Source organism: Sphingomonas vulcanisoli, assembly GCF_011761305.1.
GTDB classification, from domain to species: Bacteria; Pseudomonadota; Alphaproteobacteria; order Sphingomonadales; family Sphingomonadaceae; genus Sphingomonas_I; species Sphingomonas_I vulcanisoli.
The window spans coordinates 400,606-413,101 of sequence record NZ_JAAOZC010000001.1; the positions used below are offsets into that span (position 1 = coordinate 400,606).

A 12,496-nucleotide genomic window follows, 5' to 3' on the forward strand; every position below is an offset into this window, starting at 1 on the left:
GAGCGGGTCAGCCTTGCTTGCTTTCATGGCGTTGGCTGCTGGACAACCTATGTCCGGGAGTGAGGTCGGTGACATTCCGGCGAGCGAGACGGCCATTGTCGCGGGTAGCAAAGCCTGCATTGGCGCTACCGTCGATCCAGATGGAGAAGACGGGCGACTGGCCGGCTGGCAAGCCGTGCCGGTGCCGCCCGACGCTCATCCTTTTGGCACCGTCCTGACTCGTGACAATGTACTGCTTTCGGTCAAGAAGGGCGTCGACGGCGGCTGTTTTGTGATGGCAAAGGTCGATGCCGCTTTCGACAAGACCAGATTTCTGTCCCACCTCGGTCAAATCGCTGGGGTGCCGGTGGATGGTCGTCAGCCCGTCAATCTCTCTAACGGCGAACTGATGACGGTGCAGGCCGACCCCGCGCAGGCAGGCGGCTACGTAATGGTCATCATGTTCAATCAGCATAGCAAGCTTTTCATGCATTCTCAGGGGAACTGACGCGTGAGCATCCTCGTCGACAAGAACACCAAGGTCATCACGCAAGGGATGACCGGCAAGACCGGCAGCTTCCACACCCGGGCGGCGCTGGATTATGGCACGCAGATGGTCGGCGGGGTAACGCCGGGCAAGGGCGGCACCATGCATGAGGAGCTCGGGCTGCCGAACTTCGATACGGTGGCCGAGGCCGTTGCCGCGACCGGCGCAACCGCGTCGGTCGTGTACGTGCCGCCGCCCTTCGCCGCGGACTCGATCCTCGAAGCGATCGATGCGCAGGTGCCGCTGATCGTCTGCATCACCGAAGGCATTCCCGTGCTCGATATGGTCCGCGTCAAGCGCGCGCTTTCGGGCTCGAACAGCCGTCTGATCGGCCCGAACTGTCCGGGTGTGCTGACGCCGGGCCAGTGCAAGATCGGCATCATGCCGGGCAGCATCTTCTCGAAGGGCTCGGTCGGCGTCGTGTCGCGGTCGGGTACGCTCACCTATGAGGCGGTGTTCCAGACGACCAACGCGGGCCTGGGCCAGACCACCGCGGTGGGCATCGGCGGCGATCCGGTCAACGGCACCAACTTCATCGATGTGCTGGAGCTGTTCCTGGCCGATGACGAGACCAAATCGATCATCATGATCGGCGAGATCGGCGGCGATGCCGAGGAGCAGGCCGCGCAATTCCTGATCGATGAGGCCAAAAAAGGCCGCAAGAAGCCGATGGCGGGCTTCATCGCAGGCCGCACCGCGCCTCCGGGCCGTCGCATGGGCCATGCCGGTGCGATCGTTTCGGGTGGCAAGGGCGATGCCGAAAGCAAGATCGCGGCGATGGAGGCGGCGGGCATCCGCGTCTCCCCCAGCCCCTCCTTGCTCGGTGAGACCCTGGTCGAGGTGCTGAAAGGCTGATTCCAAGACAGTTACCCCCCGCAAATCCGCGCATTTTATCAGCGCGGTAGAGGGTTGATTAACCATATGGTCGGGCGCACCTGTTAAGCGCGCCGGACAGAACCGGGCGGAAGCGCGCTCCGGGCGCATGAAGTTAGGATTGTGCGATGGGTTTCGAAGGCATGAGCTTCGACGAGCTGGAAGGGGTCAGCCCTTCGTTCGCGGAGGCGCTGTATCGGCAGTTCAAGGCCGATCCGGCGAGTGTCGAGGCCGGCTGGCGCGACTATTTCTCCAGCCTCGAGACCAATGTCTCCGGGCCGAGCTGGGCGCGCAGCAACTGGCCACCGTCGGAAACCGATGCGCTGACCGCCGGGCTGGATCCCACGCAGATGATGCCCGCCGCCAAGCCGGCAAAGGCGCCCAAGGAGGTCGAAGGCGTCAAGACTGCCCCGGTCGCGACCGATGGCAAGACTGTCGAAGCCGCCGCACTGGATTCGATCCGCGCCTCCGCGCTGATCCGCACCTATCGCGTCCGCGGTCACCTGCTCGCCAATCTCGATCCGCTGGGCCTCGCGCATCAGCCCGAGCCCGCCGATCTCAGCCCCGAATATCATGGCTTTACGCCTGCCGACATGGATCGGCCGATCTATCTCGGCGGCCAGCTCGGGTTCGAGCGCGCGACGGTCCATGAGATCATCGCCGTCCTCCGCAAGAATTACTGCGGCAAGGTCGGCCTCGAATATATGCACATTCAGGACGTGGAGGAGCGCCGCTTCCTCCAGGAGCGGATGGAGGGCAAGGATAAGGAGATCAACTTCACGCCGGAAGGCAAGAAGGCGATCCTTACCAAGGTGATCGAGGCGGAGCAGTGGGAGAAATTCTGCGCCCGCAAGTTCGTCGGCACCAAGCGTTTCGGCCTGGACGGCGGCGAAAGCATGATCCCCGCGCTGGAAGCGGTGATCAAATATGCCGGCGCTGCAGGCGCGAAGGAAGTCGTGCTCGGCATGGCGCATCGCGGGCGCCTCAACGTGCTCGTCAACGTCATGCAGAAGCCGTACCGCATTCTCTTCCATGAATTTGCGGGCGGCTCCTCGAACCCCGAGGATGTCGGCGGTTCGGGCGACGTCAAATATCACCTCGGCACCTCGACCGATCGCGAGTTCGACGGCAACCAGATCCATCTGAGCCTCGCGCCCAATCCGTCGCACCTCGAATGCGTCGATCCGGTCGTGCTCGGCAAATCGCGCGCCAAGCAGACCCAGCTTAACGATAATGAGCGCAGCCAGGTGCTGCCGATCCTGATCCATGGCGATGCCGCCTTCGCGGGGCAGGGCGTGATCATGGAATGCTTCGGCTTCTCGGGTATCCGCGGCTACAACACCGGCGGCTGCGTCCATTTCGTGATCAACAATCAGGTGGGCTTCACCACCAGCCCGCAGTTCGCGCGCTCCTCACCCTATTCCACTGACATCGCCAAGATGGTCCAGGCGCCGATCCTGCACGTCAACGGCGATGATCCCGAGGCGGTGACCTTCGCCTGCAAGGTCGCCACCGAATATCGCAGCCGCTTCAAGCGCGATGTGGTGATCGATATGTGGTGCTATCGCCGCTTCGGCCACAATGAGGGCGACGAGCCGGGTTTCACGCAGCCCTTGATGTATGACGAAATCCGCAAGCATGCCGACGTCTCCAGGCTGTACGGCGATCGCCTCATCGCCGAGGGGCAGGTCAGCCAAGAATGGATCGATCAGCAGCAAAGCGCTTTCATCGCCAAGCTGGAAGACGAGTTCGAGGCGGGCAAGAGCTTCAAGGCCAACCGCGCCGAATGGTTCGGCGGGGAATGGTCCGGCCTCACCGCGCCGACCGAGGCGATCTTCGAGCGCCGCGCGGCGGCTTCGGGCGTTTCCGCCGACGCTTTGCAGGCGGTCGGCAAGGTACTGACCACGATCCCCGAAGATCTCACCGTCCACAAGACGCTGACGCGCATTCTCGATGCCAAGAAAGCGATGTTCGAAACCGGGCAGGGCTTCGATTGGGCGACCGGCGAGGCGCTGGCGTTCGGCACATTGCTCACGGAAGGCTATGGCGTTCGCCTCTCGGGCCAGGATGTCGGCCGCGGCACCTTCAGCCAGCGCCATGCGGTGTGGACCGATCAGAAGGACGGCCACCGCTACTTCCCGCTCTCGACGATCGATCGCGGCTTTCAGGTGCTGGATAGCGCGCTCTCGGAATTCGGCGTGCTCGGCTTTGAATATGGCTATGCCGGCCAGGCGCCCAAGACTTTGGTGATGTGGGAAGCGCAGTTCGGCGATTTCGCCAATGGCGCGCAGGTGATCATCGATCAGTTCATTGCGGCTGGCGAAGCAAAATGGTTGCGTGCCAATGGTTTGGTGATGCTTCTTCCCCATGGTTATGAAGGGCAGGGGCCGGAGCATTCGTCCGCGCGGCTGGAGCGCTATCTGCAGCTCTGCGCCGAGGATAATATCCAGGTCGCCAACTGCACGACACCGGCCAATTACTTCCACATCCTGCGCCGCCAGATGCTGCGCAACTTCCGCAAGCCGCTGGTGATCGTCACGCCGAAATCGCTGCTCCGCCACAAAGCGGCGGTCTCGTCGGTCGAGGATTTCCTCGAGACCAGCTATTTCCACCGCGTGCTGCCCGATCCCAAGGCGGGCGCTGACAAGGATGTGAAGCGGCTGATCCTCTGCTCGGGCAAGGTTTTCTACGATCTCGCCGAGGCGCGCGATGCGGCGGGCGATACCTCGACGCAGATCCTGCGCGTCGAGCAGCTCTATCCCTTCCCCGCCGATGCGCTGGCCGAACGGATCGCCAAGATGACCCATGTCGAGACGGTCGTCTGGGCGCAGGAAGAGCCCAAGAACAACGGTGCCTGGTCCTTCGTCGAGCCGCTGCTGGAGGACGTTCTCGCCACCGCCGGCGTCGCTCCGAAGCGTGCCGTCTATGCCGGCCGCGCGGCGTCCGCCGCCACCGCGACAGGCCTCGCCAAGACCCATGCCAAGCAACAGGCGGCGCTCGTCGCCGCCGCGCTCGGCCACGATTGATCAATAAGGAAGACTGATGGCCACCGACGTTCTCGTTCCCACGCTAGGCGAATCGATCACCGAAGCGACGCTGGGCCAGTGGCTCAAGCAGCCGGGCGAAGCGGTGAAGGCCGATGAGCCGATCGCCAGCCTGGAGACCGACAAGGTTTCGGTCGAGGTGCCTGCGCCCGTCGCCGGCGTGATGGGCGAGCTGGTGGTGGCCGAGGGCGCCACGGTCGAGGTCGGCGCAGTCATCGCGCGGATCGCGGCGGGCGCCGAAGCGCCGACCGCCGCCACCCCCGCGGTCGAGAACCGCACCGCGGTCGGTCAGGCCGAAGCCGCCGCGCCGCCGGAGCCCGCCGCCGCGCCCGCCGCTTATGGCAATCATGGCGAGGCCGAAGAGGGCGGCGAGGGTGGCGGAAGCCCGACGCTGTCGCCCTCCGTGCGCCGCGCCGTGCTCGAAAGCCGCGTCGATCCCTCCAGGATCAAGGGCACCGGCAAGGATGGCCGCATCACCAAGGATGACGTCCTGCTCGCCGCCAAGGCCGGGCAGGCCGAAGCGCGCGTCGCCGCGCCCGCTGCAAGTGCGCCGCAAGCCTCAACTTCCTCAACTTCGGCAGTGTCTGATGGCCGCAAGGAAGAGCGCGTCCGCATGTCGCGCCTGCGCCAGACGGTCGCGCGCCGGCTGAAGGAAGCGCAGAACACCGCCGCGATGCTCACGACGTTCAACGACGTCGATATGACCGCCGTGATGGAAGCGCGGAGCAAATATAAGGATCTGTTCGAGAAGAAGCACGGTGTCCGCCTGGGCTTCATGGGCTTTTTCGTGAAAGCGGCGTGCATGGCGCTGCGCGACGTGCCTTCGGTCAACGGATCGATCGAGGGCGAGGAGATCGTCTATCACGATTACGCCGATATCTCGGTGGCGGTCTCCGCGCCGAACGGCCTGGTCGTGCCGGTGATCCGCGACGCGCAGACGATGTCGGTGGCCGAGATCGAGAAGACGATCGGCGATTTCGGCAAGCGCGCCAAGGATGGCACGCTCAAAATGGACGAGATGAAGGGCGGCACCTTCACCATCTCCAACGGCGGCGTGTTCGGCTCGCTGATGTCCACCCCGATCATCAACCCGCCGCAATCGGGCGTGCTTGGCCTGCACCGCATCGAGGAGCGGCCCGTGGTGCGCGATGGCCAGGTCGTCGTCCGCCCGATGATGTATCTGGCGCTCAGCTACGATCACCGCCTGATCGATGGCCGTGAGGCTGTCACCTTCCTGGTGTCGCTGAAGAATGCTATCGAGGATCCGACCCGGCTGCTGATCGATCTGTAAGGCTTAGCGACATTGTGCTCCGGCGCAGGCCGGAGCGTTGGATGGAGTAAGATGAAGCCCGGCTGGGTGTACCTGATTGCCAATCATCGCCGCGGGCAAACCTATCTAGGCGTGACGAGCAACCTCCCACAGCGGGCGTGGCAGCATCGCAACGGCATGATGGACGGGCACGCTAAAGATAAGCGTCTTGCTCGTTTGGTATGAAACGTTCGATGATCTGCAAGAGGCAAGGGCCAGCGAATATCGGATGAAGAAATGGCGGCGGGCCTGGAAGTTGCGCTTGATCGAGGAGCGTAATCCTGAATGGCGCGACCTATATGAGACGTTGTTCTGAGCGGTGCTCCGGCGAAGGCCGGAGCTTTGGCGGCAAGCGATGCACCCTGCTCTCCAACGCTCCGGCCTTCGCCGGAGCACATTGAGGCAAAAAATGGCTGACTTTGATTTCGACGTTTTGGTGATCGGTGCGGGGCCCGGCGGTTATGTCGCGGCGATCCGGGCGGCGCAGTTGGGGATGAAGGTCGCTTGCGCCGAGAGCCGGACGACGCTGGGCGGCACCTGCCTGAACGTCGGCTGCATTCCGTCGAAGGCACTGCTCCACGCTTCCGAGCTGTATGCAGAAGCGCAGAGCGGCGCGCTGGCCAAACTGGGTGTCAAGATCGAGAGCATGAGTCTCGATCTCGATACGATGCACGGCCAGCGCAAGGATGCAGTGACGCAGCTCACCGGCGGCATCGAATATTTGTTCAAGAAGAATAAGGTCGAGTGGCTCAAGGGCCTCGCCAGCTTCACTGGCAAGGATAGCGTGCAGGTCGGCGATCGCACCGTGCGCGTGAAGAATATCGTCATCGCCACCGGCTCGTCGGTGACACCGCTGCCTGGCGTGACGGTCGATCAGAAGGTCGTGGTCGATAGCACGGGCGCGCTGGAACTGCCCAAGGTGCCAGAGCATCTCGTCGTGATCGGCGGCGGCGTGATCGGGCTGGAGCTGGGCTCGGTATGGAAGCGGCTCGGCGCCAAGGTGACCGTCGTTGAGTTCCTCGATCAGATCCTGCCCGGCATGGATGGCGAGGTCCGCAAGGAAGCCAACAAGATCTTCAAGAAGCAGGGCATGGAGCTCAGGCTTTCGACCAAGGTGACTGGCGTCACCGTCTCGGGCGATAAAGCGACGCTGACCGTCGAGCCCTCCGCCGGCGGTGCAGCCGAGACGATCGCGGCCGATGCCGTGCTCGTCGCGATCGGGCGCCGCGCCAATACCGATGGCCTCTCGCTCGACAAGGCGGGTCTCACGCTCAACCAGCGTGGCCAGATCGAGATCGATCATGATTTCGCCACCGCGGTGCCCGGCATCTGGGCGATCGGTGATGTCGTCCCCGGCCCGATGCTCGCGCACAAGGCCGAGGACGAGGGCATTGCCGTCGCCGAGAATATCGCGGGCCTCACCGGCATCGTGAACCATGATGTGATCCCGAGCGTGGTCTACACCGCGCCTGAGATCGCGGGCGTGGGCCTTACCGAAGAGCAGGCGAAGGCGGCGGGCGAGATCAAGGTCGGCAAATTCCCGATGCTCGCCAACAGCCGCGCCAAGACCAATCACGAGCCCGATGGCTTCGTGAAAGTGATCGCCGATGCCAAGACCGACAAGGTGCTGGGCGTATGGATGATCGCCAGCGTCGCGGGCAGCATGATCGCGCAGGCCGCGCAGGCGATGGAATTCGGCGCGACCAGCGAGGACATCGCCTACACCTGCCACGCGCATCCCACCCACGCCGAGGCCTTCAAGGAAGCGGCGATGGCGGTGACGGGCAAGCCGATCCACATCTGATCTTCTGGGCTCCGCCTGGAGCCCAGCATTTCCCTGGTTGCTTGGAAAAGCCGCAAAAGAGCGTATCGCCGGGGGCATAAGCCTTCCGGAGAGATGAATGCGTTCCCTGCTGCTTGCCTGCCTTTGCACCGTTTCCACCGCAGCGATCGCCGCCGATAGTGATCCCGCCGCGCCCAAGGGCCTGCTGCCCGACGCGGCCACGCCCAGCGCCTATCGCCTGACCTTCACGATCGATCCCGATCAACCGCGCTTCTCCGGTCATGCCGAGATCGACGCAACGGTGAAGGCCGCGACGCCCAAGCTCTACATGCACGGGCGCGATCTCCATGTGGCGGACGTCTACGCTACAGTCGGCGGCAAGCGCATCCCCGCGCACTACGCACAGGTCGATCCCACCGGGGTCGTCCGCCTCGATTTCCCGCAGCCGCTGCCCGCGGGCAAGGTGACGCTGACCTTCGATTATGATGCCGCCTTCGGGGACACCGCGGCGGGCCTCTACCGCATCAAGGTCGCGGATAGCTGGTATAGCTGGACGCAATTCGAATCGATCGACGCGCGCTCGGCTTTCCCCGGTTTCGATCAGCCAGGGTACAAGACGCCGTTTGAGATCAAGGTGCTGACCACGCCTGCCAATATCGTCGTCAGCAATGCGCGCGAAGTGTCCAGCAAGAGCGTCGCCGGTGCAAAGCCGATGACCTTGCACACATTCGAGTCGACTAAGCCGCTGCCCACCTATCTCGTCGCGCTCGTCACCGGGCCGTTCCTGCACCCAACCTCGTCTATCCCGGCCGATCCCCAGCGCGCTGCGCCGCTGCCGCTCGGCGCGGTCGCCACCAAGGCGCAGGCGGGCAAGACCGACTACGTCCTCGCCGAGACGCCGCGCATCGTCCAGCTGCTTGAAGATTATTTCGGCCAGCCGTTCCCCTTCCCGAAGCTCGATCAGATCGGATCGCCGATCATGCCGGGCGCGATGGAGAATGCGGGCGCCGATATCTACGGCGACGGCATCATCCTGCTCGATGCCAACGCCTCGACGCGCCAGAAGCAGAGCTTCGGCATGGTCGTCGCGCATGAGCTGGCACACCAATGGTTCGGCGATCTCGTCTCACCCGTCTGGTGGGAGGATATCTGGCTCAACGAGAGCTTCGCCAACTGGATGGGCTACCGCATCGGCAACGCATGGCGGCCCGAGCTCAACATCGGCGTCAATGCGGTCAACGAGGCCTTCACCGCGATGAACACCGATGCGCTGGAGGTCGGCCGCCCGATCCACCAGCCGATCACGCAGAACAACCGGATCGATGCCGCCTTCGATACGATCACCTATGGCAAGGGCGGGCAGGTGATCGCGATGATTGCCGCTTATCTGGGGGATGAGAAATTCCGCGATGGCGTCCGGCTGCATATCTCGCGCCACATGTACGGCAACGCCAGCACCACCGATTTCTTCCAGGCACTCGCCGATGCCGCCAGGGATCCGCGGATCGTGCCGGCGATGCAGAGCTTCGTCGATCAGCAGGGTGTCCCCGTGGTGACCTTTGCGCGGCAGGGCGGCACGCTGGTGGCGACGCAGAAGCGCTACGCCTTCCTCGGCAGCAATCCCGCGCCGTTACATTGGACGATCCCGCTCTGCATGCGGCAGGGCGATGCCAAGAGCTGCCGCCTGCTCGATAAGGACAGCATAGCGGTCCCGGCGACGGGCGGCGTGATCATGCCCAACCTCAACGGCCAGGGCTATTACCGCTTCGATCTCGCCCCCGCCGATTGGCGGGCGCTGATCGCCTCCTCCGCAAGCCTTTCGGGCAGCGAAGCACTGGCGATGGACGATAGCCTCTGGGCCGATTTCCGCGCGGGCACGGTCCCGGCGTCCAGCCTGATCACCGCCGCGAAAACAATGGCGGCCAATCCCGAATCCAACGCCAGTGTCGATGCCGTCGCGCGCTTCGGCTATCTGCGCAGCCACGGCATCATCCCCGAAGGCGCGATGGGCGATTATCGCAAGCTGATGGCGGGCATCTATGGCCCGCGCCTTGCCGCGCTCGGCTTCGATCCGGCGGCGGGCGCCTTCCGCAGCGACGATCCCGATCGCCAGAAGCTGCGCGATTCCCTGGTCAGCGCGATGGCCAACGATGCGCACGATCCGGCGATCCGCGCCAAACTCGCCGCAGCGGGGGATGCCTATCTCGGCGGCGACAAGAAGGCGCTGAGCCCCACCTTCCTGGGCACGGCGCTGGCCGTGATCGTCGAGCGCGACGGCCTGCCGCGCGCCAAGACGCTGATGGAGGCGGCCCTGTCGAGCGAGGATGCGATCTTCCGCAGTGCCGCGCTGCGCGCTGTCGCCGCGAGCGGCAGGCCGGAGGTCGCCGATTGGCTGCTGAGCTTCGATGACAAGCGCCTGCGCGTGCCCGAACGGCTGACGCTCGTCCGCGGCATCGTTGATTCGCCGAAGACGCGGGAGAAGGGCATGGCTTGGGTCACCGCCAATTACGATCGCCTCGCCGCCAGCAACGGCATCTTCTTCGGCAGTCGTTTGCCTGAGATGTTCGCGGTCGAATGTTCGGCGCAAGCCGCGGATGCGATCGAGGCCGGCTTCGGGCCGAAGGTCGCCAAGCTCGGCTTCGGCGAACTCTCGTTCCGTCGCATGGTCGAAAATGTCCGCCATTGCGGCGCGCTGAAGGAGGCCAAGAAGGCCGAGGTCGCCGCGGCGCTCAAGGCAGCGGTAAGCTAAGGGAGGGCAGGGGGCGGGCGCTCTCCGCCCCGCCTTCCCGCTTGACGCCCGCGCCGCGCCCGATTAGTCGCGCGCTTCCGCCAGCACGGCCCCTTCGTCTAGCGGTTAGGACGTCGCCCTCTCACGGCGAAAACACGAGTTCGATTCTCGTAGGGGTCACCAGGCCGGCACTGCCGCCTGACGGTGCTATTTGGAAAGCGAGCTTCGCTTCCCGCTCAATGCCCCGGTGTCGGCTTCGCGGGCACCGGCACGGCGCCGTTGCGGATGGCGGTGAAGGTTTTGGGCGGGATTGGTGGGGCGGTGTTGCCCCAGCTTGATCGCACAGTGCTGATGATCGCCGAAAGCTCATCGTCCTTCAGTTGATCCTTGAAGCTCGGCATGCCGCCACGACCGTTGAGGAGAGTTTCTGCGACGGCCTTGGGATCGCCCTGCACGAAGGCGTTGCCGGCCAGCTTGGGGAAAGCGCCCTCGATGCCCTCGCCATGTGCCTGATGGCAGGCCGAGCAATTGTTGGCGAACAGGCTGGCCCCGTCGGGCGCGGCCAGCGCGGGGGCGGCGAGGAGCAGGGCGGGGGCGAGCAGAGAGAGGCGCATTTCCAATCCTTTACGCTACGGAGGCGCGCTTGTGGAGAGCGGCGATCTGCATCCAGGCGCTTTCGATCCCGCCCGCCTGCCAGCCGCCGATATAGCTGAGATGCTCGCCCGCCAGATAGATGCGGTCGTCGGGCTCCAGCAGCACGGGATAATCCCTGGCGCGGCTCTCATCGCTCCACATCGCCCAGCCGCCGAGATTATATTTGACGCGATGCCAGGCGACCGAGAAGCTCGTCTCGAAGCTATCGCGATATTCGGGGAATACCTTTTCCCCGAAACTGAGCGCGAAATCGGTGCGCTGCGCGTGGGTCAGCGCGCTGACCTTGGCGGCGTTGGCGAAGAATTGATAATAGCCCAGCAACACGCCCTTCGGCCCGAGCCAGCCGGTGGACGGCAGCGAGACTGAGACAATGTCCATATCATCGGTGTAGATATGGCCGCCGTAGATCCAGTGGTTCTCCTCCCAGAAGCGACGCTTCATCTGGAGGCCGATCTTGCCGACCGGCGCATAGGCCGCGCCGTTCATCGCGGTCTGTTTGGGCGCGGATAGCCCGTTGTCGATCGATTTGAGCACCGAAAGCGGAATGGTGCAGATGCAGTAATCGCCGCTGACCACGCTGCGCTGCCCCGTGCCATCGACGACCGAGACATCCACTGTCCTGCCGTTCTGGCGGATCTTTTCGACCACGGTGGAGAAACGGATCTTGTCGCCGACGCCGCCCTTGGTAACGAAGCCGGTGGGGATCATGTACATCCCGCCCTTGGGCTGGAACATCGTGCGCTGCTGATCCCATTCGGACACCGACGCCAACACCCGCCACGCGCCTGAATCGAGCACATCGGTAAAGGCATAGGGCTTCGAGGGTACGCCGGGGTGGAGGCCCGCGCCGGGCTTGGAAATCCAGCCGCGCCCCTCGGTGCCGCGATAGGCATAATCCTTGCCCTCGAGATAGCCTTCGGTCTTGAGATATTCGAGGAACAGCGCCTTGTCGTCGGCGCCGAATTGCTTGTCGAGCGCGCCCGATTGCGTGACCTTGGCGAGGATTTCGGCGGCATTGCCGCGCGCATCGGCGGCCACTTCCATCTTGCGCAGCGGCTTGCGCGCCAGCGGGCCCTTGCCCTGCGTGGTGTAGATATAGCTGTTGTCGTTATCGTTGTTGAACAGCTCCACCTCGATCCCGAACTGCTTGACGTAATGCAGCGTCGATCGGTGATGGAAGGGGATCCGCCACGGGCCGTGGTTGATGTAATAGCCGTCATCGAACTGGCAGGTCTGGGTTTCGCCGCCGAGTTCGGTGAGCTGAAAGCCCTTGCGCGCGGTCTGCGATCGGCCGCCGGCGAAGCTGCGCGCCTCGATTACGGTGACGTCATAGCCCGCGCGGCCCAGCTCATAGGCCGACGTCAGCCCCGCGACGCCCGCGCCGAGGATGATGACCTTCTTGCCCTTGCCGCCGCCCTGCAGCGGCGGTGGCGCGGTCTGCGCCGAAGCGATGCCCATGCCGAACGCCTCCATGCCGGCAAGCAGGAGGCTGGTGCCGCCGATCTGGCCGAGGCCTTCCAAGAAAGACCGCCGCGTCATGTCCATCGCCGATTCCCCTTTTGCTCTTGCAACGCAGCAT

8 protein-coding genes, 1 tRNA gene and 1 pseudogene are annotated in these 12,496 nt (G+C 64.3%); 8 read left to right on the plus strand and 2 right to left on the minus strand.

Annotated features, from left to right (window positions below; genetic code table 11):
• The first annotated feature begins 25 nt into the window (after positions 1–25).
• The 8 genes and pseudogenes from FHS31_RS01850 to FHS31_RS01885 all read left to right on the plus strand — a co-directional run bounded on the left by FHS31_RS01850 (position 26) and on the right by FHS31_RS01885 (position 10,446).
• Complete coding sequence (locus tag FHS31_RS01850) at positions 26–487, plus strand: hypothetical protein (RefSeq protein ID WP_167071440.1); 462 nt, start codon at positions 26–28, stop codon at positions 485–487.
• 3 nt (positions 488–490) lie between these two features.
• Positions 491–1,381, plus strand: a complete 891-nt coding sequence (gene sucD, locus FHS31_RS01855) for a succinate--CoA ligase subunit alpha (RefSeq protein ID WP_167071442.1) — start codon at positions 491–493, stop codon at positions 1,379–1,381.
• A 146-nt stretch (positions 1,382–1,527) separates the two neighbouring features.
• The gene (locus FHS31_RS01860) at positions 1,528–4,425 is read left to right on the plus strand and encodes a 2-oxoglutarate dehydrogenase E1 component (protein ID WP_167071444.1); all 2,898 of its coding nucleotides are present in this window, start codon (positions 1,528–1,530) and stop codon (positions 4,423–4,425) included.
• A gap of 16 nt (positions 4,426–4,441) precedes the next feature.
• Positions 4,442–5,734 carry a 2-oxoglutarate dehydrogenase complex dihydrolipoyllysine-residue succinyltransferase gene (gene odhB / locus FHS31_RS01865; protein WP_167071446.1) on the plus strand — a complete coding sequence of 431 codons (1,293 nt, stop codon included), beginning with the start codon at positions 4,442–4,444 and terminating at the stop codon, positions 5,732–5,734.
• A 51-nt stretch (positions 5,735–5,785) separates the two neighbouring features.
• Positions 5,786–6,068, plus strand: a pseudogene (locus tag FHS31_RS01870) (GIY-YIG nuclease family protein).
• A gap of 93 nt (positions 6,069–6,161) precedes the next feature.
• Positions 6,162–7,556, plus strand: a complete 1,395-nt coding sequence (gene lpdA / locus FHS31_RS01875) for a dihydrolipoyl dehydrogenase (protein WP_167071448.1) — start codon at positions 6,162–6,164, stop codon at positions 7,554–7,556.
• A 97-nt stretch (positions 7,557–7,653) separates the two neighbouring features.
• Positions 7,654–10,284 carry a M1 family metallopeptidase gene (locus tag FHS31_RS01880; protein ID WP_167071449.1) on the plus strand — a complete coding sequence of 877 codons (2,631 nt, stop codon included), beginning with the start codon at positions 7,654–7,656 and terminating at the stop codon, positions 10,282–10,284.
• Positions 10,285–10,371: 87 nt separating this feature from the next.
• A tRNA-Glu gene (locus FHS31_RS01885) sits at positions 10,372–10,446 on the plus strand.
• A gap of 53 nt (positions 10,447–10,499) precedes the next feature.
• Here the strand turns inward: FHS31_RS01885 and FHS31_RS01890 are convergent.
• Together FHS31_RS01890 and FHS31_RS01895 are read right to left on the minus strand one after the other, a co-directional pair.
• Positions 10,500–10,877: a c-type cytochrome gene (locus FHS31_RS01890; protein ID WP_167071451.1), complete on the minus strand. Its 378-nt coding sequence runs from the start codon at positions 10,875–10,877 to the stop codon at positions 10,500–10,502.
• A gap of 10 nt (positions 10,878–10,887) precedes the next feature.
• Positions 10,888–12,456, minus strand: coding sequence for a flavin monoamine oxidase family protein (locus FHS31_RS01895; protein ID WP_208408486.1), 1,569 nt, complete (start codon positions 12,454–12,456; stop codon positions 10,888–10,890).
• Between the last annotated feature and the right edge of the window lie 40 nt (positions 12,457–12,496).